22 protein-coding genes and 2 pseudogenes are annotated in these 22,400 nt (G+C 65.2%); 17 read left to right on the top strand and 7 right to left on the bottom strand.

Translation table 11 applies throughout. The features are described 5' to 3' along the window. The first annotated feature begins 6 nt into the window (after positions 1 to 6). The 4 genes and pseudogenes from DK427_RS04700 (at position 7) to DK427_RS26000 (ending at position 2,928) form a co-directional block, all read left to right on the top strand. Entirely contained in the window at positions 7 to 726 is a 720-nt protein-coding gene (locus DK427_RS04700) for a cytochrome c biogenesis CcdA family protein (protein WP_056244114.1), read from the top strand. A gap of 14 nt (positions 727 to 740) precedes the next feature. Beyond that, positions 741 to 1,292, top strand: coding sequence for a hypothetical protein (locus tag DK427_RS04695; protein ID WP_109950258.1), 552 nt, complete (start codon positions 741 to 743; stop codon positions 1,290 to 1,292). A 15-nt stretch (positions 1,293 to 1,307) separates the two neighbouring features. Continuing rightward, positions 1,308 to 1,534: pseudogene (locus tag DK427_RS26905) on the top strand (MFS transporter); the annotation flags it as partial. Positions 1,535 to 2,751: 1,217 nt separating this feature from the next. Then, positions 2,752 to 2,928 carry a hypothetical protein gene (locus DK427_RS26000; RefSeq protein WP_162559668.1) on the top strand — a complete coding sequence of 59 codons (177 nt, stop codon included), beginning with the start codon at positions 2,752 to 2,754 and terminating at the stop codon, positions 2,926 to 2,928. Here the strand turns inward: DK427_RS26000 and DK427_RS04685 are convergent. Then, a complete protein-coding gene (locus tag DK427_RS04685) occupies positions 2,925 to 3,464 on the bottom strand; it encodes a response regulator transcription factor (RefSeq protein ID WP_162559667.1) in 540 nt (179 codons plus the stop codon). The two genes, DK427_RS26000 and DK427_RS04685, sit on opposite strands and share 4 nt — an antisense overlap. A gap of 389 nt (positions 3,465 to 3,853) precedes the next feature. Between DK427_RS04685 and DK427_RS25995 the strand changes: the two genes are divergently transcribed. Next, positions 3,854 to 4,162, top strand: a complete 309-nt coding sequence (locus tag DK427_RS25995; protein WP_162559666.1) for a hypothetical protein — start codon at positions 3,854 to 3,856, stop codon at positions 4,160 to 4,162. A 52-nt stretch (positions 4,163 to 4,214) separates the two neighbouring features. Here DK427_RS25995 and DK427_RS25990 read toward each other — a convergent pair whose 3' ends face one another. From DK427_RS25990 to rnk (DK427_RS04670), 3 genes are all read right to left on the bottom strand, one after another. Then, positions 4,215 to 4,820: a TfuA-like protein gene (locus DK427_RS25990; RefSeq protein ID WP_162559665.1), complete on the bottom strand. Its 606-nt coding sequence runs from the start codon at positions 4,818 to 4,820 to the stop codon at positions 4,215 to 4,217. A 446-nt stretch (positions 4,821 to 5,266) separates the two neighbouring features. Then, positions 5,267 to 5,716, bottom strand: coding sequence for a nucleoside diphosphate kinase regulator (gene rnk / locus DK427_RS04675; protein ID WP_245930798.1), 450 nt, complete (start codon positions 5,714 to 5,716; stop codon positions 5,267 to 5,269). Between the two features lie 96 nt (positions 5,717 to 5,812). Further along, complete coding sequence (gene rnk, locus DK427_RS04670; RefSeq protein WP_109950255.1) at positions 5,813 to 6,229, bottom strand: nucleoside diphosphate kinase regulator; 417 nt, start codon at positions 6,227 to 6,229, stop codon at positions 5,813 to 5,815. 878 nt (positions 6,230 to 7,107) lie between these two features. On the opposite strand from rnk (DK427_RS04670), the gene DK427_RS04665 reads away from it, so the two are divergent. From DK427_RS04665 to DK427_RS04610, 12 genes and pseudogenes are all read left to right on the top strand, one after another. Beyond that, a complete protein-coding gene (locus DK427_RS04665) occupies positions 7,108 to 7,542 on the top strand; it encodes a GreA/GreB family elongation factor (RefSeq protein WP_109950254.1) in 435 nt (144 codons plus the stop codon). A gap of 108 nt (positions 7,543 to 7,650) precedes the next feature. Continuing rightward, positions 7,651 to 9,087 carry a homospermidine synthase gene (locus DK427_RS04660; protein ID WP_109950253.1) on the top strand — a complete coding sequence of 479 codons (1,437 nt, stop codon included), beginning with the start codon at positions 7,651 to 7,653 and terminating at the stop codon, positions 9,085 to 9,087. Positions 9,088 to 9,101: 14 nt separating this feature from the next. Beyond that, a complete protein-coding gene (gene hpnE / locus DK427_RS04655; RefSeq protein ID WP_109950252.1) occupies positions 9,102 to 10,364 on the top strand; it encodes a hydroxysqualene dehydroxylase HpnE in 1,263 nt (420 codons plus the stop codon). A gap of 62 nt (positions 10,365 to 10,426) precedes the next feature. After that, positions 10,427 to 11,608 carry a phosphoserine transaminase gene (locus tag DK427_RS04650; protein ID WP_109954004.1) on the top strand — a complete coding sequence of 394 codons (1,182 nt, stop codon included), beginning with the start codon at positions 10,427 to 10,429 and terminating at the stop codon, positions 11,606 to 11,608. A gap of 53 nt (positions 11,609 to 11,661) precedes the next feature. Next, complete coding sequence (locus tag DK427_RS04645; RefSeq protein ID WP_109950251.1) at positions 11,662 to 12,924, top strand: Glu/Leu/Phe/Val family dehydrogenase; 1,263 nt, start codon at positions 11,662 to 11,664, stop codon at positions 12,922 to 12,924. A gap of 43 nt (positions 12,925 to 12,967) precedes the next feature. Next, positions 12,968 to 13,759 (top strand): pseudouridine synthase, encoded by a 792-nt coding sequence (locus DK427_RS04640; protein ID WP_245930946.1) that lies wholly within the window; start codon positions 12,968 to 12,970, stop codon positions 13,757 to 13,759. A gap of 132 nt (positions 13,760 to 13,891) precedes the next feature. Then, positions 13,892 to 14,422 (top strand): annotated as a pseudogene (ispF, locus tag DK427_RS04635) (2-C-methyl-D-erythritol 2,4-cyclodiphosphate synthase); the annotation flags it as partial. A gap of 189 nt (positions 14,423 to 14,611) precedes the next feature. Beyond that, positions 14,612 to 15,733 carry an ABC transporter ATP-binding protein gene (locus DK427_RS04630; protein ID WP_109954003.1) on the top strand — a complete coding sequence of 374 codons (1,122 nt, stop codon included), beginning with the start codon at positions 14,612 to 14,614 and terminating at the stop codon, positions 15,731 to 15,733. A gap of 20 nt (positions 15,734 to 15,753) precedes the next feature. Next, positions 15,754 to 16,695 carry an ABC transporter permease gene (locus tag DK427_RS04625; protein WP_109950248.1) on the top strand — a complete coding sequence of 314 codons (942 nt, stop codon included), beginning with the start codon at positions 15,754 to 15,756 and terminating at the stop codon, positions 16,693 to 16,695. Beyond that, positions 16,692 to 17,465 carry an ABC transporter permease subunit gene (locus DK427_RS04620; RefSeq protein ID WP_109950247.1) on the top strand — a complete coding sequence of 258 codons (774 nt, stop codon included), beginning with the start codon at positions 16,692 to 16,694 and terminating at the stop codon, positions 17,463 to 17,465. Before DK427_RS04625 ends, DK427_RS04620 begins: the two co-directional genes overlap by 4 nt. Beyond that, entirely contained in the window at positions 17,452 to 18,273 is an 822-nt protein-coding gene (locus tag DK427_RS27475; RefSeq protein WP_109950246.1) for a uroporphyrinogen-III synthase, read from the top strand. The genes DK427_RS04620 and DK427_RS27475 overlap by 14 nt, the downstream gene beginning before the upstream one ends. Positions 18,274 to 18,660: 387 nt before the next feature. Then, a complete protein-coding gene (locus tag DK427_RS04610) occupies positions 18,661 to 19,200 on the top strand; it encodes a PTS sugar transporter subunit IIA (RefSeq protein ID WP_109950245.1) in 540 nt (179 codons plus the stop codon). Positions 19,201 to 19,852: 652 nt separating this feature from the next. Here DK427_RS04610 and DK427_RS04605 read toward each other — a convergent pair. The 3 genes from DK427_RS04605 to bhcC are packed head-to-tail and all read right to left on the bottom strand — an operon-like array spanning position 19,853 to position 22,399. Further along, the gene (locus DK427_RS04605; RefSeq protein WP_109950244.1) at positions 19,853 to 20,173 is read right to left on the bottom strand and encodes a hypothetical protein; all 321 of its coding nucleotides are present in this window, start codon (positions 20,171 to 20,173) and stop codon (positions 19,853 to 19,855) included. A 49-nt stretch (positions 20,174 to 20,222) separates the two neighbouring features. Beyond that, positions 20,223 to 21,188 carry an iminosuccinate reductase BhcD gene (gene bhcD, locus DK427_RS04600; protein WP_109950243.1) on the bottom strand — a complete coding sequence of 322 codons (966 nt, stop codon included), beginning with the start codon at positions 21,186 to 21,188 and terminating at the stop codon, positions 20,223 to 20,225. 47 nt (positions 21,189 to 21,235) lie between these two features. Then, complete coding sequence (bhcC, locus tag DK427_RS04595) at positions 21,236 to 22,399, bottom strand: 3-hydroxy-D-aspartate aldolase BhcC (protein ID WP_109950242.1); 1,164 nt, start codon at positions 22,397 to 22,399, stop codon at positions 21,236 to 21,238. Between the last annotated feature and the right edge of the window lies 1 nt (position 22,400).

Genomic DNA, 22,400 nt, shown 5'->3' with positions numbered 1-22,400 from the left:
AAACCCATGGTCGCCACCCTCGGCCTCGCCTTCCTCGCCGGCATCCTCTCCGTCCTGTCGCCGTGCGTGCTGCCGCTCCTGCCCTTGGTGCTCGGCGCGGCCGCTTCCGAGCACCGCCTGGGCCCCGCGGCGCTGGCCGCCGGTCTCGCGCTGTCCTTCGTCGTGATCGGCCTGTTCGTCGCCACGGTCGGCTTCGCCATCGGGCTCGACACCGACGTCTTCCGCACCGTCGCCGCGATCCTGCTGGTTCTGGTCGGCCTCGTCCTGATGGTACCGGCGGTCCAGACGCGGCTGGCGGTGGCCGCCGGACCGGTGAGCGACTGGACCGAGACCCGGTTCGGCGGCTTCTCGACCGCCGGCCTCCTCGGCCAGTTCGGCGTCGGCCTCCTGCTCGGCGCCGTCTGGAGCCCCTGCGTCGGCCCGACGCTGGGCGCCGCCTCGCTCCTGGCCTCCCAGGGTCGGGATCTCGGCACCGTCGCCTTGACCATGTTCCTTTTCGGGGTCGGCGCGGCGCTTCCGCTCCTGCTCCTCGGCACCCTGTCGCGCGAGGTCCTCATGCGGTGGCGCGACCGTATGATGAGCGCCGGCAAGGGTCTGAAGGCCGCGCTGGGCCTGATCCTGGTGGTGAGCGGGGCCGTGATCCTCTCGGGCTACGACAAGGCCATCGAGACCGCGCTGGTGAACGCTTCGCCGTCCTGGCTCACCGACCTCACCACTCGCCTCTGAGGGCCCGATCACCGATGCGTCTCGTCCGTTCCTGTCTCGCCGCCTGCCTCGTCCTGACGCCTTTCGGTGCCAAGGCCTGGGACATGATGGGTACCAAGCGAATCGAGTTGCGCACCCGTGACGGCGACATCATCCCCGTGGGTTCCGTGACCTTCGAACCGGACGGCCCGGGGTCGAGGTTCAAGCTCGCGCTCGACCTGACCGACTTCCGCGACCATTTCCTGTCCATGCGCGAGTTCAAGTGCGCGGAGGGGCCCGAGCTTCAATGCTACGTGCCTTACCCGTACAAGAACCCCGCCACCGTCACGCGGGCCGATCTCTCCTGGCTGGAGCACAGCCTGATCTTCTTCTTCAAGGCCCCGACCGACTATGGGGCCAAGCTGGCAAACGGCCTGTATTACACGATGCGGGTCACCGATGCCGGCATCGTGGGCACCCCGCAATCGGTCGATCTCAACGAGATCGCCGCCCCGCCCGGCAACCTCGACGTACCGCCCCTGGGTCCCGAAAGCAGATCCGACATCGAGCCTCGGGCGAGGTGGATCGAGGGGCTCTTCATCCGCTGACGCCGTGGGACACACTATGCGGCCGGCAATGGGATCTACTCCATGGCACGGTGCCGCTAGCCCTCTTCGGCGCGGACCGCTAACCGGTAATAGTCGGACGCCTCGCTCGGCCGGGCCTAACCGCACAGACCCTCGCTCCCTCGTTGGGCGCCGTGACGCTTACCTACGGCGGCCCTGACACGACCTACGTTCTCCTTGCGGCTCTCGCTTTTGCAAACATCAGCCTAGCAGCTGCCCTGTGAGGTACGCGGCCGGAAGCTGCCGTCACCCCTGCCGAGCCGCAGGAGTAGTGATTTACCCGGGCCGTATCGTCAAAGGGCCGCCATCGAGATGGCGGCCCTTCGTTACTCTAGGTTGTGGCAGTGCGGAACTCTGGTGTCCGAATGCAGAACACTGGCTCGGCTATCAAAACCGGCCCTTTCCGCCGTACACACCTGCAGCAGCGGGATGATGTTGCTGATCTTGTTGGCTGGGTTCGCAGCGTCGCTATCGTTTAACTTCCGAAAAATCCGGCCGGGTTGCCGCTGAACGCCGGCGTGGCCGCGGCTCCACGTAATCCGTGCAAGGGACAGCGTACGGCCTCGACGCGGTCGAGGTGACCTGGCGAGCAGTAACACTCGCTGCACCACCGTCAGAACACGAACTGACACCTATCCCTTTGCACAGGTGAAATATGCCCTGGGCCTGCTGAAAAATTTCCAGGGTCCCCGCACGCGGGACCCAGCGATGGATCGGGGTCCGAAGAGCTGGACCTGCTTCCGCAGCCTGCGGGACCTCGGTGGGCTGTTTCCGCTTCGGCATAACCTGTGGCTTTGACCTCAATGGTCCGTTGGATTCGACCGACTTCCCGGATGAGCCGTTCGGCCCCTACCCGCCGCCGAAGCCCGCGTCCGCCTCCCTGGACCGCAGCTGTAGACCACAAGAGCCAATCCGGCGGCGCACAGACGCAGCCCACACTCGGGCGGCGGAGTTCTTGCAATTTTTCTAGTTCGAACTAGCATCGACGCCATCATGCCGAGCCGTGCGAGAAACACTCGTAATTTGAGCCGATCTGGCAGCATCGTGGCAGGCACGTGACCCTGGCGCCTGGCTCTCCCGCTGGATGAGAGCTGGACCCAGGGAGGCTCACAGTCCCCTTCGAGACATTACCCGCGATTTGTCGGCGCACGGCCGCCTCACGAGCGCGAACTAGCGAGGCTGCCGAAGGGCGCGCCCCTGGAGATGCGCGGCCTATCTGGAAGGATGCTGGCATTCGCATCGCCGAAGGCATGCCCCCTGGGCACGACGCATCCAGCGAACGCTTGGTCCTGGGCCAACGTCGACAGCGGACGAGTCAAAATGGAGCGGATCCGGCATCCGAGGCGCAGTTCACGACAAGTGAACCGCTTTTCTTGCCAATCCTCGGACACGGATCATACGCCCTCTCCATCGAGCCGAAGCGTATCACGGAGAACCGGACTTGAGTGAGGACGACGATTTACCCTTCGATATCACGAGCGAAGAATGGGAGAAACTGCTCGCCGAGGTCGAGAGACGCAAAAGAACCGAGGTGAAACGCGATCCCCATCCGAGCGGCGATGGGAGCGCCGACGATGCGAGTCGCCCGCCGCGGACCACCGACGGCGACGCGTCCTAGGATTCGGCTCCCGCCCCGGACGCTCGCCACGCGAGTATCCTTCGTAGCGTTCTCGCTTCCACGCCTAGCACCCTGGCCGTCGCCGGCACGTTCGAATTCATGCTGCGAAGGATCTCTTCAGCGTGCCACTGGTCCACATCGCGAAGGGACGGCGCGGGAGCCGCCGCGAGGCGACACTCGACCGCGAGATCGCGCAGAATCGCATCGATCTCACTGACGGTTGCCGGCTTGGCTAGAAAGTCCGCGGCGCCTATCCTGATCGCCGATACGGCGCCGCGAAGGGAGGCGCAGCGCGAAAGTATGACGACGCGCGCCCCTCTCGTCCGTGCGACGATTCGAGATAGGAGATCAAGCCCGGTACCATCCGGCAACTGGTAATCCACGACCGCACGCAGCGGGTTTTCAGCCACGATGAGCGGTAGAGCCTCCTCTAGGGTGGACGCTGACGATACACGGTATCCTCGCGCGGAAAGTTCCGAGGCCATACGCACACGGGCAATCGTGTCGCTTTCCGCGAGAAGGAGCGTATCGGCCACAGCCGCTCCGGAAGCCTCCACCGAATTGCGACAGCGTTGCGACGATGGCGACGACAGGGGCGCGACCGCCCGCTCATGCGCTAGGAACGCCGGCCGCTCTTCGGTGCAGGGCGAGCTCGTGATCTCCTCTGGCAGCCATGTCACGGTGGAAATCCCTCGGTCGCGACATCCAGGCCATACCTCGACAACCAGCAGAAGTAGCTTGCGAATCCTCGCATTTCGCATAAGTTGGCGTACATTATGCCAGCCTCATCCCCGCGCCCTCGCTTTCTCGTCCGCTCGGGCAGTTTCAAAATCGGCATGTGACCCTGGCTCTCGGTAGCCCCAACGGGCGCGAGCCGAAGTCAGGGTTCTCAACCACGCGCAGATCTGGACAGCGCTCAACGGGCGTGAAGGGCGAACCGTATCGCAGTGCGAAGCTCGGCCCGGCAACAACACTTGAGGATGGAAAAATGAACGATGTGTCGGACATCACGGCGAGTCGTATCGACGCGGACTCCGCGACCGAGGACATTCTCAGAAACGACCTGTTAGCCAACCTGCGTCGCTGGGCGCGACGTAGGTCCCCCAACAACGTGGCGCGCGAGCTCGGTATCAGCATGGCCCGCGTGCGCAATCTACGATCCGGCGGCTTTCTCGATCTATCGACACAGGAATTGCTTGAGCTGTCCGCGCGAGCCGCATTGAAAGCCGAATAGGCATTTCGACGTTCAGTCATCGAATCGACATCCCCATTTGGGACCGCGATGCTCATGCGCCTTGTCCCGTCGAGAGCCTCCACGATTGCCGCTTCAATCGACGGACCAGAGCACGTGCGTCTGCGGCCTTGATGTCCAGGCCAGGCCGCGTGCTAGAGCCCACGATCGCGGTAGCTTCGGTCGTGCCAAGATATCGGCGCAGGACGTTGCCGACAGAGACGGCGTCCCGGCTCGCGGGGGCGAGATCGCGTATCGCGATGAACGCGGCGCGGGCCGATTCATGCTTCACTCGAGCATTCGAGACCAAGCGCTCAAGCCCGTAGCGGACATTGACGAGGGGGACCGTGAGTGGCCGCATACACACGGGATCGTACAGGAGGGCGATCTCGTCGGTTCCGGCGATCCGACCACTCCGATAGGCCTGATGAACCCATCCATGACCCCGCATGCCGAAGCGGGCGAGTTCCGCCGCGCGCCACGCGCCGACGCTGGCCGCGCCGCTGACACGCACTCCACGAGCCAACGCGCCTCGGATCTCCCCCATCGATATGAGCGCGTCCCCGTCGAGGACCCCATCGATGATCGCGACTTCAAGCCCCGCCGTGAGTGCATCGAGATCGCCGGATCGTACGGGTGAACGCGCATCGACGTTCGGCAAGTCACGAATTTCGTCGTGACGGAGGCTCAAGCCAGCGAAGATAACGATTTCGGCGCGCTCACTCGCGCGCTGTCGGCGCCCGTTCCGGAGCCGAGCGGCGCGGTCGCCGAACGCCCGCCTCCACTTTCGTGTCGGCGATGCCCCTAGACCACCACCCAATATATGGCCCACCATGCGACGCTCGCGACCAAAATGAAAAAGAGAACTGGCGGACGCGATCTCGCCTAACCTCGCGGCGGCGGCGCCGAGGGTTTTGCCATGGTCAATCTCCTCAATGGTCGGACACGCTGTTCGGTCCGACACAAGGACGCGCGAGCTCGCGCGACACGAAAGCATTTCCGGTCGATTCCAGCTTCGGCGTGTTTCAAAACGGCTCGGAGGCGCTGTTTTCTGAGCACTGACGATCCGCCGCGCTTCGCTGCGGCGGATCGCGGATGGGCGCCCTCTCAGTAGTCCCGCCTTATCAACTCGGCCGTGGCCCGATACGGTTGGAACAGAACACGCAGAACCGTCACGCCGCGCATGCCCCCGGAGGGAGTCCGCCATCGGATGGATTGTCCCTCCGACAGCCCGAGCACCGCCGCCCCGAGCGGAGAGAGAACGGACACGCACCGCTCGTCCCAGTGATCCTCCCCGGGATACACCAGGGTCATGCGCCCAATCTGTTCCGTGACATCGTCACGGTACTCCACACGGGCATGCATGGTGACGACATCGGCCGGCACCACATCCGATGTCACGACGGCCGCGCGATCGAGTTCCGCCGCCAGCCAGGTCGCCGTGGTGGCTTGCGCGCACGTATCGCGCACACCGGACGCGACCAGCCGGAGGGTCCGGAAGTCGGGCATCGGGATGATCAGCGGCGGCAGATGTTCGGAGGCGGCATTGCTCATCATTGCTGAAACCCTCGTTCGTCAAGGCCACAAGCAGGTGTCGTCGCACGCGAGGGACAGAGCTCGCGCGCGTCAGAGCGGGGATGGGGGCGACAGGATTCAGACGGTCGCTGGTTCCCTTACCTCAAGCACGGTCAGGCGTTTGACGCTGCCATTACGCGTTTCCCAATCGATCGACTGACCGACGCTAAGACCGATCAGGGCGGCTCCGATAGGCGTCAGCACAGACACTCTTCCTCGCTCGATGTCGGCTTCCCCAGGGTAGACGAGCGTCACGGTCTGGGACTTACCAGTCGAGTTGTCGCGAAACTCGACTTGGCAGCCCATTTTCGCAAATTCCCCGCCGGATCTACCGCCGCTTATGATTTGCGCCCGATCGATCTCGTCGGATAGAAACGATGCAACTCCGGGCATTCGATCCATGGCGACCGCAGCCAAGCGCGACAGGCGCGCGTGATCCTCCGAGGTCATCTTGATTCTCGGTCTAGCGGCTGGGCGCGGTTTCTTTTGCAACATACCATCCTCCGTCGAGTCGTCTGGTTCAGGCCGCACTCGGCCCCGGGTCGTCGTCGTGCGACGCGCCGACGACGTCCTCCTCCGGAGCCGCAGCCGGCATGTATGAGTAGTTCTTTCGCGGAAACGGGATCACGGCGCGCGTGAACGGCACCACGTTCCGTGAAGCGCGCGCATCGTTTTCTTGAGAAGCGCGTTCGCCGGCATCCCTGGCGGGGTGGGACGCTCGCTCGTTTTCGGTCCTATTCACGGACTACACTCCCTCATCGCACGACCGCCGCATATGCGGGGACGTGGACGCGACGCGGGTTCGCCAGCGAGTGGAAAACCTTCTCCACACGCCGGCGAACACTTCGATAGTCTCGATCGAGATCGGATGTCGCCGAGATTGCCACCAGGCGCCACGGCACACGATGTTCCGCGATCCCCGAGCCGGGCGCGTTCGCGCGCAGTGGCTCGGGGCTACTTGCCCGCGATCAGGCTACCTGCGCGCAGCAGGTCACGATTATGGGGCAGCGGCGAGCACATGACACGCCAAGCATTGGCGAAGTGGAGGCCATTGTCAATTCGCTTCGGCTGTCGTCCCAAAACGAGGTCGAACGAGCGGCCGGGTAGCCCTTGCTTGACTCCCGTACGGCTTAGCCTATCCTCGGTGCGATCATGTCGAACCGCGCTCAAAGCATACGCCTCCTGGGGCGTGCGGGCAGCCTGCAAGCAGGCACTTAAGCCCTGGTGCCCTGCCAGCCCTCCCCGGGCGTGGCCTGCTCCAGGGGTGAAAACTCCAGCACATCTTTTTTCCGTCACGTGGCTTCCGAGGGAAGCGCGCGGAGCCACTTCGCTCGGCCGTGCCGAGCGGAGCGGTCATGCTGTGAGGTGTCAGGATGAGCGCGGTTCGGGATTTACCGCCAATTACCGTGTCCAATCGCGATTTCGATCAGTTGGTGGCGTTCGGCCTTGCGGCCGGGAGTCATGACGATCCGGAGATCGGCTTCCTGTTGTCGGAGCTGCAACGCGCCACTTTGTGCGCGGCGCCAGAACTGCCCGGGCGGGTCGTCTCCCTGAACCGATTGGTTCGCTACAGGCTCGACGAAGAACCAGTATCGCGTGAGGACTTCCTCGTTCATCCCAGAGATTTGGTCGACCCGGATAAGGAACTTTCTGCCGCCAGCTCGCTCGGAGTCGCCCTTCTAGGACTCGGTATCGGCGACAGCATGCCGTTTCACGATCCGTCGATCGGTATCGAACGCCTCGTCCACGTCGATGGCGTCGGTCCGCGCCACTGTCAGGGGTTAACCGAGATCATCCTCGGCCCCTGATCACACCCCAGACTCCCCCCACTTCGCCTGGTTTGCCTGGAGCGGGAGCCGCCGCGCGCCCGTAATCGGCGCTTCGGCGCCTGATCATTCTAAAACTGGAACAGACAGATGACAGAACAGCGCTGGCCCATGCACGGCCGCATCAGCGGTCCCATCGTGATGATCGGCTTCGGCTCGATCGGCCGGGGCACCCTGCCGCTCATCGAGCGCCACTTCGAGTATGACCGCGCCCGCTTCACGGTGATCGACCCGGTCGACACCCACAAGGCTCTGGCCGAGAAGCACGGCCTGCGCTTCGAGACGGTCGCGCTCACCCCCGAGAACTACCGCGATGTGCTGACCCCGCTCCTCACCGAGGGCGGCGGCCAGGGCTTCTGCGTCAACCTCTCGGTCGACACCTCCTCCCGCGCGATCATGGAGCTCTGCCGCGAGCTCGGCGCGCTCTACATCGACACCGTGGCCGAGCCCTGGCCAGGCTTCTACTTCGATGCTCAGGCCAGCCAGGCGGAACGTACGAACTACGCGCTCAGAGGCCGCATCCTCGACGCCCGCGCCCAGAGCCCCGGCGGCACCACGGCGGTGTCCTGCTGCGGCGCCAATCCCGGCATGGTCTCGTGGTTCGTGAAGCAGGCGCTCCTCAACATCGCTGCGGACACCGGCCTGGAGCGGCCGGAGCCGAAGTCGCGCGCCGAGTGGGCCGCGCTGATGCGGGATCTCGGCGTCAAGGGCGTCCACATCGCCGAGCGCGACACCCAGCGCGCCAGGAACCCGAAGCCGCGCGGCGTCTTCGTCAACACCTGGTCGGTCGAGGGCTTCGTCTCCGAGGGCAACCAGCCGGCCGAGCTCGGCTGGGGCACCCACGAGACCTGGAAGCCCGACAACGCCCGCGAGCAGGAGACCGGCTCGCGTTGCGCGATCTACCTGCTCCAGCCCGGCGCCGACACCCGCGTGCGCACCTGGGTGCCGACGGTGGGCGCCCAGTTCGGCTTCCTGGTGACCCACAACGAGGCGATCTCCATCGCCGACTACTACACGGTGCGCGAGGGCGATCGGCCCGTCTTCCGCCCGACCTGCCACTACGCCTACCACCCGGCCGACGACGCCGTGCTCTCGCTCCACGAGATGTTCGGCAACGCGGGCAAGGTGCAGGAGCGCCACCACATCCTCGACGAGAACGAGATCGTGGACGGCATCGACGAACTCGGCGTGCTCGTCTACGGCCACAAGAAGAACGCCTACTGGTACGGCTCGCAGCTCTCCATTGAGGAGACCCGCCGCATCGCCCCCTACCAGAACGCCACCGGCCTTCAGGTGACGAGCGCGGTGCTGGCCGGTATGGTCTGGGCGCTGGAGAATCCGGAGGCTGGCATCGTCGAGGCCGACGAGATGGATTTCCGCCGCTGCCTGGAGGTCCAGACGCCGTATCTCGGGCCCGTGGTCGGCGTCTACACCGACTGGACCCCGCTCGCCGACCGTCCGGGCCTGTTCCCGGAGGACATCGACACCAAGGATCCCTGGCAGTTCCGCAACGTGCTCGTCCGGTAGCGGGAACGAACGCGATGCAAGGCGCCGTTCACATCGTGGGCGCGGGGTTGTCCGGCCTCGCCGCGGCCGCGCGCCTCGTGGAGGCCGGGCGCCCCGTGATCGTCCACGAAGCCTCCGGCCATGCCGGTGGTCGATGCCGATCCTACCGTGATCCGCAGCTCGGTATGACCGTCGACAACGGGAATCATCTCGCGTTGTCGGGTAATGGCGCCGCGCTCGCCTACCTGGACCTCGTCGGCGGCCGGTCGGCCGTCGTCGAGCACGCGAGCGCGGAGTTCCCGTTCATCGACATCGCCGCCGGCACGCGCTGGACGCTGCACATCAACCAGGGACGCTTGCCATGGTGGCTGCTCGTCCCTCGGCGACGCGTCCCAGACAGCCGCATCGTCGACTATCCCGCGATCCTCCGGCTCCTGTCGGCGAGACGGGACGCGAAGGTATCGGACGTCCTACGCTGTGAAGGACCGCTCTACGAGCGCCTCTGGCGACCGATCCTTCTGGCCGCGCTGAACATCGATCCCAAGGAGGCCGACGCGGCCATGGCCGCGCGGGTTCTGCGGGAGACCTTCGGTCTCGGAGGAGGCGCCTGCAAACCGGTCGTGGCCGAGGGCGGCCTCTCGAAGGCCTTCGTCGATCCGGCGCTCAAGTATCTCGGCGAGCGCGGTGGGGTCGTCCGGTTCAACAGGCGTCTGCATCGTCTCGCATATGAGGAGAACCGTGTCGCGGGCTTGGTTTTCGACGGCGACGTGACGCCTTTGGGGCCGAAGGATCAGGTCATCCTCGCGGTTCCACCGAAACCCGCCACGGATCTGGTTCCGGCGCTCGACGCTCCGGTCGAGCACCGAGGCATCGCGAACATCCACTTTCGCGTGGACCGTCCGGTCGGCGGTCCACGCGTCGTCGGCGTTGTGAACGGGCTGGCCGACTGGATCTTCGTCTATCCGGACCGGATCTCCGTAACCGTCAGCGGGACGGATCTGAGCCATATGGGCCGCCGAGATCTCGCGTATCGCATCTGGTCCGAAGTAGAGCAGGTCGTCGGGTTCGATCTGGCGACTTCCCCGAACGAGCCTCCGCCCTGGCAGGTCGTTCGCGAGAGGCGGGCGACGTTCGCCGCGACGCCGGCCGCAGCGCGCCGCCGTTCCCGAACCCGCACGGAGTTCCGAAACCTCCTCGTCGCCGGCGACTGGACCGATACGGGCCTTCCCGCCTGTATCGAGGGCGCGATCCGATCCGGTGACGCGGCATCTAGAGTCGCCATCGAGGCAAGCCGATGAATTTGCGCATTCGCCCCACTCAGGACGTGATGACCGAGCCGATCCGCGATCTTCCCCGCGGCATGGAATTGGCGGCGGCCGACCGTCCCGCCGCCCGTCCGCGCGTGCCGAACTTCTCGTCCGGTCCCTGCGCCAAGCGCCCCGGCTGGAATCTCCAGGCCCTCTCGGACGCCGCGCTCGGCCGCTCGCACCGCTCGAGCCTCGGCAAGGCCAAGCTCAAGCAGGCGATCGATCTGACCCGCACGGTGCTGCGCGTGCCGGCCGATTACCGTATCGGCATCGTGCCCGCCTCCGACACCGGCGCCGTCGAGATGGCGATGTGGACCATGCTGGGCGAGCGCACCGTCGAGGTCGCGGCCTGGGAGGCGTTCGGTCTCGAATGGGTCACCGACGCGCTCTCCGAGCTGAAGATCGAGCCGCGGGTCCACAAGGCGCCCTACGGCACGCTGCCCGACCTCTCGGCGATCGACACGAAGCACAACGACGTCGTCTTCACGTGGAACGGCACCGCCGCGGGCGTGAAGGTTCCGAACGGCGACTGGATCGCGGCCGACCGCGAGGGGATCACGATCTGCGACGCGACCTCGGCGGCCTTCGCGCAGCCGCTCGCCTGGGACAAGATCGACGTGCTCACCTTCTCCTGGCAGAAGGTGATGGGCGGCGAGGCCGCGCACGGCATGCTCGTCCTCTCGCCCCGCGCCGTCGCGCGGCTCGAGAGCCACACGCCCGCCTGGCCGGTGCCGAAGGTGTTCCGCCTCACCAAGGGCGGCAAGCTCATCGAGGGCATCTTCCGGGGCGATACCATCAACACGCCCTCAATGCTCGCGGTCGAGGACTACATCGATACGCTCCGCTGGGCCGAGTCGATCGGCGGCCTCGACGCGCTCCACGCCCGGGCCGACGCCAACGCCGCCGCGGTCCATGCCTGGGTGGCGCGCACGCCCTGGATCGGCCACCTCGCGGTCGATCCCGCGACCTACTCGAACACGGGCGTCTGCCTCGTGATCGCCGATCCGGACGTGCTGGCGAAGGGCGACGCGGCGGTGGCGGCCGTGGCCTCCGGCATCGTCGAGACCCTCGAGCGCGAGGGCGTCGCCCTCGATATCGGCGCCTACCGCGATGCGCCCGCGGGCCTGCGTCTCTGGTGCGGCGCCACCGTCGAGACCGCCGACCTCGAGGCGCTGTTCCCTTGGCTCGACTGGGCCTTCGCGAACATCACGGGCAACTCGCGAAAGCCGGTCTAAGCCACACCGCCGTCGCACCCGCCGAGCCTGCGAAACACAGGAGTACCCCGATATTGCAGGATAAGAAGATGTTCGAGCAGGCGCTCGTTCGCCTGGACGAAGCGGCAAAACATCTCGATCTCGACGCCGATGTTTTGGAAAAGCTGAAATACCCTCGCGAAACGACCAAGGTTCGCCTGATGATCCGCATGGATGACGGATCGCGCAAGTCGTTCATGGCGTGGCGTTGTCGCTATGACGACACCCGGGGTCCGACGAAGGGCGGCATTCGTTTCCATCCGGATGCAACCGCCGAGGAGGTGGAAACGCTCGCGTTCTGGATGACGTTCAAGTGCGCGGTCATGGATCTGCCCTATGGCGGCGGAAAGGGAGCCGTGCGCGTCGATCCCCGGACGCTCTCGAAGTCGGAGCTGGAGCGTCTGTCGCGGGCCTACATTCAGGCGTTCGCAAAAGTCATCGGTCCGGATCGCGACATCCCGGCGCCCGACGTCTACACGAATTCCATGATCATGGGGTGGATGGCCGATGAATACGCCTCGATCGTCGGCGAGCCCGCCCCAGCCGTAATTACCGGCAAACCCATGGCGCTCGGCGGCTCGCTCGGACGTGAGGATGCCACGGCGCGAGGTGGCTATTACCTGACGCGGCATCTCACGAGTCGACTCGGACTACCCGCCTCCGCGCGCGTCGCGGTTCAGGGCTTCGGGAACGCCGGTCAGCACATCGCGCGTCTCCTCGCCGAGGACGGACATAGGATCGTCGCAATCTCAGATTCCCGCAGCGCCATATACTGTTCTTCCGGCATCGATCTTCACCGCGCCATGCGGGCGAAGCAGTCTGGCGATCTCGCGAGCATCGCGGGTCCCGACGGTATCCATTCCTTGCTCCCCGACGAGATCGTCGCGACGGAGTGCGATCTTTTCGTGCCTGCGGCCTTGGAGGACATGATACACGAGGGCAATGCCTCCGAAATCAGAGCGCGCGTGGTCCTCGAGCTCGCGAACGGCCCGCTGACCCCTGAGGCGGACGCCATTCTCAGTCGTCGTGGCGTTACCGTACTTCCCGACATTCTGGCGAACGCCGGCGGTGTGACCGTCTCGTATTTCGAGTGGGTGCAGAACAGACAGGGCTACTACTGGCCTGTCGATGACGTGCACGCCCGCCTGCGGGCGACAATGGAACGCGAGGGCGATGCCATCTGGCATCTCTCCAAAGAGCGTGGGCTGACGCTCCGTAGTGCCGCCTACGTCCACGCGCTCGCCAGGCTCGCGAACGCGATCGAGGCGCACGGAACGCAACAATTCTTCACCAGCTGAGCGGCAAGCCATGTCGGTCTCGATACCCAGCTTCCGGAACCGGATGAGGGGAAAACTCCAAACTCGCTCGGGCCCTCCCCCCGTTTCCCTGTCTCGCGTGCTTTCGAAATTCGGCTTCTGCTCGCGCGGCGCGGCGGAGGGGATGATCCAGGCTGGACGCGTGCAAGTCGACGGACATGTCGTTCGAGACGCTGACCGACGCGTGGATCCCCAGCGTTCCGCGATCCGTGTCGACGGCCGACCGGTCAAGCCGGAGGCAAAGGTCTACCTCATGTTGAACAAGCCGCGCGGCTTGCTCACCACCTGTGACGACCCCTTGAACCGCGGGACGGTCTACGACTGCCTCGCCGGACATGGCTTGCCGTTCCTGGGGCCTGTTGGGAGGTTGGATAGGGCGAGCGAGGGGCTGCTGCTGCTGACGAACGATACGCGCTGGTCTCAACATCTGCTCGACCCAACCTCGAATATTGACAAGGTCTACCATGTGCGCATCGACCGCCTACCCGACGAAGGGATGCTCGCGCGGCTTCAGGATGGGGTGATCGACGAGGGCGAGGAATTGGTCGCGAAATCGGCGAGGCTACTGCGGTCCGGCGAACGCAACGCATGGCTCGAAGTCGTTTTGAGCGAGGGCAAGAACAGACAGATCCGACGTCTGATGGCTCAACAAGGAGCGAACGTGCTTCGGCTCGTGCGCGTCGCGGTGGGCGGCCTTCCACTCGGCGATATTCGAAAAGGCGAATTCCGCCTTCTCACAGAGGCTGAGAGATTGTCGGTCGCTGGCGATTGGCGGGCCGCTGGCAATACCGCAACGGCACATCTTCCGAGAACCTGACGCGAACCTTCCCACGAGGGGCGTCAGTGGTTTGATGCCTCCTTGGAACGATTCACATGGCACACGCGACCCCGCCACCCCGCGAAATCGGCGTCGACGGAAAGTCGTCTCCGCATCGATGAGAGTGACATCTTGGCTCAGTACGTTACGCGCGTCGGCACCGGCTTCGACGTCCACGCCTATGCGGTGGGCAACTTCATCTGGTTGGGCGGCGTGAGGATCCCGGCCGACCGCGGCGTGATCGCGCACTCGGACGGCGACGTAGCCCTGCACGCGCTCACCGACGCGCTGCTCGGCGCCATCGCGGACGGCGATATCGGCACCCATTTCCCGCCCTCCGACGAGCGCTGGCGCGGGGCCGCCTCCGACCAGTTCCTGGCCCACGCGGTCTCGCTGGTGCGGGCGCGGGGCGGGCGCATCGACCACCTCGACATCACGGTGCTGGCCGAGGCGCCGCGCATCGGCCAGCACCGGGAGGCGATCCGGGCGCGCATCGCCGAGATCGCGGGCGTGCCGCTCACCAGCGTCTCGATCAAGGCGACGACCACGGAGAAGCTCGGCTTCGTCGGTCGCGCCGAGGGTCTCGCCGCCCAGGCCACCGCCACCGTGCGTCTACCAGAAACGGACGCCGCCTCGTTCCCACCGCGCGAGCAACAGGCCTAGGCGCTCGGGTCAGGATCAGACGTGACGGTTCGGCGTGAATCGCGGCGATCGCTCGACACCGGGAGAGCGTGAGAGTTGACGAGGGATATGCGGATGTCGGGAAACACGCCGGCCATGGTTGCGGCGAATGGCGGCGCCGAGCGGGCGCGCGAGCGTCTAGGCTGGATCATCGCGAAATCCAACCGTCCCATGGCTGCTGGCAGCGAGGATTGGACCCGGCCGGCGAATACGAACGGGTCATTCCCTCAAGTTCGGATCGCCGACGTCAGCAAAACCTTCGGCGAGCATGTGGCGGTGAACGGGGTTAGTCTCGATCTCGACCCCGCTTCCTTTTTCTGCCTGCTGGGGCCGTCGGGCTGCGGCAAGAGTACGCTGCTGCGCATGCTGGCCGGTTTCGAGACGCCTGACAAGGGTCGGATTCTGATCGACGGTGTCGACGTCACCGACCGGCCGGCGCATCGCCGCCCGGTCAACATGATGTTCCAGTCCTACGCGCTATTTCCTCATATGAGCGTCGCACGGAATATCGCTTATGGACTGCATGGGCTCGGCTTTGGTCGCGCCGAGATCTCCAGGCGTGTCGCGTCGTTGCTGAGCCTGGTGCGCCTGCAGGGGCATGCCGAGCGCCGCCCCCACCAACTCTCCGGTGGGCAGAAGCAGCGCGTGGCGCTCGCGCGAGCCCTGGCGCGCGAGCCGCGGGTCCTTCTCCTAGACGAACCACTCGGAGCCCTCGACCGAGCCTTGCGGGAGGAGACACAGGAAGAGCTGCGCAGCCTGCAGCGGCGGCTATCCACCACCTTCATCGTCGTTACCCATGATCCCGACGAGGCGTTGCGGCTGTCGAATCGCGTTGGTGTGATGGATAGAGGCCGCCTGGTGCAGACGGGCTCCGCGGCGGAGCTCTACGAGAGGCCGGCGAGCCCCTTCGTCGCCGGGCTCCTGGGCGACGTCAATCTTATCGAGGGTCGTCTGGGCACGCCCACTGGTAACGGTCATGTCACGGTCGAGGCGAGCTTCGGCCCGATCCACGCGACGCTCCCGGACGCACCGCTGTCGCCAGGCGACCGGGTCGTCGTGGCGATCCGACCGGAGCGGATCGCGCTCCGTCCGCCGTCCGGCGGACCCGGCGAGTCGGAGGGAAAGATCCTGGAAGCGACCTTCCTGGGTGATCGCATCCAGCGGCAGGTTTGGATGTCGGATGGCTCGCTCCTGCGCGTCAGCACGCCGGTCACGCTCGATCCACGTTTCGACAGCGGGACGGTCGTCGGTATCGGAATCCCGCCGAACGCCGCGACCGTGCTGGCACCGTAAGCCCCTGCGAAAGAGAGTCGATGATCAGCCTCTCGCCCCCCCGGGGCGCTCCAAAACCAGCCTCGCGCACGCTTCACCCTCGCCTAGCGCGTCTCCCCGCGTTGCTCTGGCTCGTAGCCTTCTTCCTCGTACCCTTCCTAATCACACTCAAGATCAGCCTTTCCGAACCCGCGACGGCGATACCACCCTATCGGCCGACGTTCGACTGGAGAAGCGGGGTCCAAGGCCTGCCAGACTTTCTTGGAGCACTCGGTCTCTCCAACTACGAAATGCTGGCGGCCGACCCATACTACTGGAACGCCGCATTAAGCTCGATCTCCCTCGCGTTCGGCGGGACGACACTGCTGGTCTGCCTCGGCATCCCGCTCGCCCACGCGCTGACACGCGCGCCCGCGCGCTGGCGGTCGCTCCTCGTCGCTCTCATGATCGTGCCGTTTTGGACGAGCTTCCTCGTGCGGGTTTACGCCTGGATCGCGATCCTGAAGCCCGAGGGGCTGCTCAACGCGGGGCTGATCCGCCTCGGCCTGATCGGGCAGCCCCTCGAGATCCTGAACACGCCAACCGCCGTGCTGATCGGCCTGGTCTACGCCTACCTACCCTTCATGGTGCTGCCCCTCTACGCGGTGATGAGCCGCCTCGATCCCACGCTCCACGAGGCCGCCGCCGACCTCGGGGCGGGACCCACACGGGTCTTTTGGACGGTATCGCTTCCCTTATCCGCGCCCGGACTATTCGCGGGCGCCCTGCTCTGCTTCATCCCGATGATGGGTGAGTTCGTTATCCCGGACCTCCTCGGCGGATCCGACACGCTGATGCTTGGGCGCGCGTTGTGGAGCGAGTTCTTCTCCAATCGCGATTGGCCGTTCGCCTCGGCCGTGGCCGTCCTGCTCGTCCTGATCCTGGTCGGTCCTGTGGTGCTTCTGCGTCAGGCGGAAAGTCGGCGAGAGGCGGTTTCGCCATGACGCTCCTGAACCGCGCCGCTCTCATCCTCGGTCTTGCCTTCCTCTACGCTCCGATCCTCGTGCTGGTCGTGTACTCCTTCAATGCCTCCTCGCTCGTCACGGTCTGGGGAGGCTTCTCGGCGCGCTGGTACAGTGTCCTGCTGAGCGATCGACCCTTGCTTGAGGCCGCCTGGGTGAGCTTTCGGGTCGCCTTCCTCGCCGGCGTAATCGCCACCGCCCTGGGGACCCTGGCGGCGCTCGCCCTCGGACGTCATGGCCGCTTCAGGGGACGCGCCCTCTTCACCGCTCTCGTCTTCGCGCCGATGGTGATGCCGGAGGTAATCACCGGCCTGTCCCTGCTGCTTCTCTTCGTGGGCATCGGATTGGATAGGGGCATCGTGACGATCGTCATCGCGCATACCACCTTCGGCATCGGTTTCGTCGCCGTGGTCGTCGGCGCCCGCCTGAAGGTCTTGGATGGAACGCTCGAGGAGGCGGCCGCCGATCTCGGAGCGGGACCGGCGCGGGTCTTCCTCACCGTGACCCTGCCTTTGCTCGCGCCGGCAATTATCGCGGGTTTCCTTCTCGCCTTCACACTCTCGCTCGACGACCTCGTGATCGCGAGCTTCGTCTCGGGCCCTGGCGCGACGACCCTGCCGATGCGGATCTACAGTCAGATCCGCCTAGGCGTAAATCCCGAGATCAACGCCGCCTCGACGCTGTTGATCGTATTGGTCGGCATGGTGGCTTTGACTGCTTCGCGCCTCCTGGACAGCCATGGGAAAAGCTAATCCGCGCCCCGCCTCCCGCGCGGCCCGGATATACAAAGTTCCGGGGGCGGCGATGAAAGTTCGATCCGGCGGATCGGCTGCCCCGACGGGTGTGCTTCTGACCCGCCCACTCGAACAGGCGGCGCCGCTGACCGAGGAAGTCTCAGAACGGGGATGGCGCTCGGTTCTCGCGCCACTGCTGGAGATCCACCCCCGCCGCTGGCGCCACGAGGTTCTCGGGGGTGCGCAAGCCATCCTCCTCACGTCACGAAACGCAGCGCGGGAGTTGGCTCGGTCGCCCCTCTCCAATCGTTCGGTCCCCGTACATTGCGTTGGCCGCGCCACGGCGGAACCGCTCCTCGACGCCGGCTTCACGTCGGTTCACTGGTCAAACGGGACAGCTCTGGGCCTAGCCCACACTGTCAGCGTCGCGCTCGCTCCACGCGACGGTCCGCTGGCTTACCTGAGCGGCGAGGTAATTTCACGCGACCTCGGCTCCCTGCTCGCGCCGTTGGGTTTCGAGGTAAGACGCGAGATCGTCTACGAGGCCCGCCAAGCTCGCGTCCTACCAGAGGCGGCGACCAGGGCCATCATGACGGGCGAACTCGCTGCGGCTCTGTTCCTGTCGGTAAGGACAGCGCGCGCCTTCTCCAGCCTGGTCAGAGCCGCTCGTCTCGAGGCAGCCTGCAGACCACTCACGGCTGTCGTACTCAGCCAACCGATCGGTGATGCGCTTCGCCCCCTGGACTTCGGCGCGCTGAGGGTCGCTCGCACGCCGGATAGGCCCGCGTTGCTCACAATCCTGGGACGTCCCGGCGCGGCGACCTGACTTACCGCGTCGGGACCGGGTGCGGGGGCTCCATCACTTCTCAAGCAGATAACGCGCCAATCACGTCAAGCGACCGCTCACACGGCTGAGACAGATCATTCCCTGACGTGATCCACGAAAATCGAACACCATCCCCGTCGCGCCGAGCAGCCCTCAAGAACACCGATCGAACGGCTGAGGTCCTTAGTGCGGATACGAAACTGGAAAGAAGGTATTATGAAAAGACGGATCGAGTTGAAAGCGGACGGAATTTATCCTACGCATCTCTCATCATGAAAAAGTATCGGCTCTACCACGCGGGACAAACCAAAGCAGGCATGTAAGCCCGGCGACGCGCGACGCGTCGAACGGGCTGCTGTCTCGGCTTGACCACGCGTGAGTTGATCCATGATCCAGATGCCGAAGCGCGAGCTGTCGCTGACGCGCCTCATATCGCCAGAGCGGATTCTTTCGAGGCTTCCCGGCAACGCACGGCATCAAGTCACGCGTGCCTTGGTCGGCGCGGCAGCTTGCGATCTCGGCTTGGAAGCCAAAACCATCTTGACCACGCTGGCACATCAGCCAGGGCAGCCGACGTTCGGGCCAGCGCGTGGCGTCGCGATGCTGCACGTCGGCGTGGACGTCCCGCGAAGACCGGCGGCGTTCCTGGCACGCCTCAAAGAGCCTATCGCGTTCGGCGCGGCGGACGGTGAGTTCGTCCAGATCGTGACACTCGTGCTCGCACCCACCGACGAGCCATCCACGCTACTGCGCGCCATGGCCTGTGTCGCCCGTCGGCTTCGGAGCAGATCCGTCCGGGAAGCCATCCGAACGGCTCACGACGCGGTCGCGATTTTTTCGATCCTCGTCGAGGAGCGTTGGCCAGCGGCCGCGAGCGATTTCCACGACAAGGAGGATCGCCGCGCCAAGCTCTGCCGGCTTTCGTGAGCACCCGGAGCAATTGGCTCGGCCGGCATGCTCGACGCAAAGTAGAACTCCCTCGAATGGGAAGCCGAGATTGCGAGTTTTTCCGATGAACGACAGAAACTACAGGATGAACTTTGGCTCTCGACCGGGCCACAACCGATCACGAACAGGTCGGATGGGCGTTCCCGAACGATCCATACGCCTTATGTTCTACCTCGCCATATTCGTGACGGCCCTATTAGCGCTGGTTTCGATTTTTCGTGTTTGATCGTGCTGCCAGGGTCGTACGAACCGCCTCGATTGTGGCGCCGGCCGTCACGTTCGCGGCTTGGACGTCGTTCCTGACGATCCGAGGCGGCCCGAGTCATTCGTATTCTGGGCGAGTTCCCGAAGGTTCAGCCGGCGCCGGGGGTGCGGGATTGCATCAATGTGAAGCTGGGAAGCGGCGGTACGGTCCTCGCCTGGGCGAGAGCGCACTTGCGCCTCGACGGCTGCCCGTCTCACTTTTTTCGGTGACAGCTCCGGCAGGATGCGCGGAGTGGGTGACGCGCCCCGACTTCGACGAGCATCGTCTCAAGGGCGGAGCGCACCACAAGGCCGGCCTCGCGCAGCCTCTGATCGGCGGCGAAATCGTCGCTTCCGACACGCGAACGTCCACCGAACGTCGCTCGACTCACATCGTCAGCGCCGTCCAAGGCGATTTCGCCCGATCGACCAGATAGCGGACGCCATCGGCTCGCTCGATGACGACCTCATCCGCCTCGCACAAGATCCTGGAATGCCCGAACCGATAGTCGTGAACGAACAGCGGATCTCTCTCGCCGCCTCCACCGGATTTCAAATCGAACCGTTCGCGTAAGACGACGCGGAGCAGGAAGAGATGCGCATTCCGTCCGCAGATCAATTCCTTCTGCACGAGGCTCGTCCGCGCGACCGTCTTTCGCAGAAAGTCGCTCGGCGTCACCTCCAGCCAACGCTCGGAGATAGCGATCATCGAAAATCCTTGAATCCGGTTCGTTCCGTGGCGAGCTCCTCGCCCGATGTCAGAAATTAACGTCGATCGCGACACCCTTGGAGACCGCGAGCTCCACCGCTACCGACGCGACGGCCAGATCCTGCAACCCGACGCCGGTCCCGTCGAACAGGGTGACCTCGTCGGCGGTCCTCCGACCCGGATGTGACCCGTTTATGACGGAACCGATCTCGGTGATGTCCGATGCGGACAGAAGGCCGGCCGCGCGAGCGTGCTGTGCCTCACCGATCTCCACCGATTGAGCGATCTCGTCGGTGAAGACCGTCGCGGCCGCGACGAGCTCGGTCTCGACCTCTTGCTTGCCCCTGGTATCCGTTCCCATGCACGCCAGATGCGTGCCAGGGCGGACCTGCGAAGCCTTCAGGATCGGCGCGAACGACGACGTGATCGTGATGATGACGTCCGCCTCGGCTCCCAGCCGATCGAGGTCGACCGCCTCGAACGGGATGCCCCTTTCGGCAGCGACCGCCGCCAGACGGCCTAAGGCGCCGGGATCGATGTTCCATCCGACCACCTTCTCGAACGCGCGCTGGTCCAGAGCGGCCTTGAGCTGGAAGGTCGATTGATGGCCTGCGCCGATCATGCCGAGAATCTTCGCGTCGGACCGAGCCAGATACTTGATCGAGATGGCGGATGCCGCGGCGGTCCGCAACGCGGTCAGGAGGTTGCCGCCGACGACTGCCCGACACCGGCCGGAGTCGGCATCGAAGAGGAAGACCGTCGACTGGTGGTTGGTCAGGCCTCGCTCGCCGTTGCGCGGCCAGAAGCCGCCCGACTTCAAGCCGAGCGCCAGACTCTCGCGATCGAACCCCGACTTGAAACCATATAGGGCATCGGCGTGGCCAATCGCTTCCCTAACGACAGGAAAGTTATAGGCCGACTTGCTCGCCATGGAGGCGAAGACCCGTTCGATCGCGACAAAGCAATCCGCGGCCGACACGAGATCTGCGATCTCCCGCTCCGGAACGATGATCATGATGTTTCCTCTTTCGTCCTACGGGGAACCCTGTTCCGGCCGGCGGATCAGTAGGCTTTGCCGCGAGCCGAAACCGGCCACAGCGTCTCGACCGTTCCGTTCCGCACGCCGACGTACCAATCGTGGACGTTGCAGGTCGGATCGCAGTGGCCGGGGACGAGGCGGAGCTTCTCGTTGATCTTCAGGACGCCGCCGAGATCTTCGACGACGCCGTGCTCGTCCGAGCATTTGATGTACGTGACGTCGTCGCGGCCGAACACGACGGGCAGTCCGCTATCGACCGACTGGGCCTTGAGACCGGCATCGACGATGGCCAGATGCGGCTTGGCGTGGCTCATCACGGATGTCAGGATGAACAGCGCGTTCTCCCACTCGCCCTGATCGATGCGCCTGCCGTCCTTGTCGTGGATGCGCCCGTAATCGGCATCCATGAAGGCGTAGGATCCGCACTGGAGTTCGTTGTAGACCCCTGAGCCGGCCTCGAAATAGTACGATCCGGTACCGCCGCCGGACACCAGCTCGGGAGTGAGGCCGATCGCCTTCAGGGCGTCGACCGCCTCGCCGACCTGCGCGATGGCCGCCTCGAGCTTGACCTTGCGATCCGCGAACCCGGCGATGTGCTGCATCGCGCCCTGATAGGCCTGCAGCCCGGCGAATCTCAGCCCTGGCGCGCCGTCGACAGCCCGCGCGATCTCGATCACGGCCTCGGTCGTCCTGACCCCGCAACGGCCGGCCCCGCAATCGATCTCGACGAAGCACGCGATCGTCGTACCGTGCCGCCGGGCGGCATCCGACAGGTCCGCGACGTTGGCGGGATCGTCGACGCAGACGATCACCCGAGCCCCGTATCGGGGAAGCCGCGCGAGGCGATCGATCTTGGCCGGGTCGCGGACCTGGTTCGACACGAGGATGTCCCTGATGCCGGCCCGCGCGAAGACCTCGGCCTCGGAGATCTTCTGGCAGCAGACGCCGACCGCCCCCCCGAGCTCCATCTGGAGCTTCAGCACGTCGACGGACTTGTGCATCTTGCCGTGCGCGCGGTGGCGCATGCCGTGAGCCCTGGCGTAGTCGCCCATCTTCCTGATGTTGCGCTCCAGGGCGTCCAGATCGAGGATCAGGCACGGGGTCTGGATGTCGTCCACGCGCATTCCCGGCAGGGCGGGAACATCGAAGCCGACTTCGAGATCATCGAGATTGACACTCGCGTTCATC

This window comes from Methylobacterium radiodurans, from assembly GCF_003173735.1.
Taxonomy (GTDB): domain Bacteria; phylum Pseudomonadota; class Alphaproteobacteria; order Rhizobiales; family Beijerinckiaceae; genus Methylobacterium; species Methylobacterium radiodurans.
This window is presented reverse-complemented; position numbering and strand designations above follow the sequence as displayed.

What these genes read in the sequence shown, in the direction of transcription:
- DK427_RS04700 (WP_056244114.1), top strand. Translation starts at nt 7, where the DNA reads ATGGTCGCCACCCTCGGCCTCGCCTTCCTCGCCGGCATCCTCTCCGTC.
- DK427_RS04695 (WP_109950258.1), top strand. Translation starts at nt 741, where the DNA reads ATGCGTCTCGTCCGTTCCTGTCTCGCCGCCTGCCTCGTCCTGACGCCT.
- rnk (WP_245930798.1), bottom strand. Translation starts at nt 5,716, where the DNA reads ATGATGAGCAATGCCGCCTCCGAACATCTGCCGCCGCTGATCATCCCG.
- rnk (WP_109950255.1), bottom strand. Translation starts at nt 6,229, where the DNA reads ATGTTGCAAAAGAAACCGCGCCCAGCCGCTAGACCGAGAATCAAGATG.
- DK427_RS04665 (WP_109950254.1), top strand. Translation starts at nt 7,108, where the DNA reads ATGAGCGCGGTTCGGGATTTACCGCCAATTACCGTGTCCAATCGCGAT.
- DK427_RS04660 (WP_109950253.1), top strand. Translation starts at nt 7,651, where the DNA reads ATGACAGAACAGCGCTGGCCCATGCACGGCCGCATCAGCGGTCCCATC.
- hpnE (WP_109950252.1), top strand. Translation starts at nt 9,102, where the DNA reads ATGCAAGGCGCCGTTCACATCGTGGGCGCGGGGTTGTCCGGCCTCGCC.
- DK427_RS04650 (WP_109954004.1), top strand. Translation starts at nt 10,427, where the DNA reads ATGGAATTGGCGGCGGCCGACCGTCCCGCCGCCCGTCCGCGCGTGCCG.
- DK427_RS04640 (WP_245930946.1), top strand. Translation starts at nt 12,968, where the DNA reads ATGAGGGGAAAACTCCAAACTCGCTCGGGCCCTCCCCCCGTTTCCCTG.
- DK427_RS04630 (WP_109954003.1), top strand. Translation starts at nt 14,612, where the DNA reads ATGGCTGCTGGCAGCGAGGATTGGACCCGGCCGGCGAATACGAACGGG.
- DK427_RS04625 (WP_109950248.1), top strand. Translation starts at nt 15,754, where the DNA reads ATGATCAGCCTCTCGCCCCCCCGGGGCGCTCCAAAACCAGCCTCGCGC.
- DK427_RS04620 (WP_109950247.1), top strand. Translation starts at nt 16,692, where the DNA reads ATGACGCTCCTGAACCGCGCCGCTCTCATCCTCGGTCTTGCCTTCCTC.
- DK427_RS27475 (WP_109950246.1), top strand. Translation starts at nt 17,452, where the DNA reads ATGGGAAAAGCTAATCCGCGCCCCGCCTCCCGCGCGGCCCGGATATAC.
- DK427_RS04610 (WP_109950245.1), top strand. Translation starts at nt 18,661, where the DNA reads ATGATCCAGATGCCGAAGCGCGAGCTGTCGCTGACGCGCCTCATATCG.
- DK427_RS04605 (WP_109950244.1), bottom strand. Translation starts at nt 20,173, where the DNA reads ATGATCGCTATCTCCGAGCGTTGGCTGGAGGTGACGCCGAGCGACTTT.
- bhcD (WP_109950243.1), bottom strand. Translation starts at nt 21,188, where the DNA reads ATGATCATCGTTCCGGAGCGGGAGATCGCAGATCTCGTGTCGGCCGCG.
- bhcC (WP_109950242.1), bottom strand. Translation starts at nt 22,399, where the DNA reads ATGAACGCGAGTGTCAATCTCGATGATCTCGAAGTCGGCTTCGATGTT.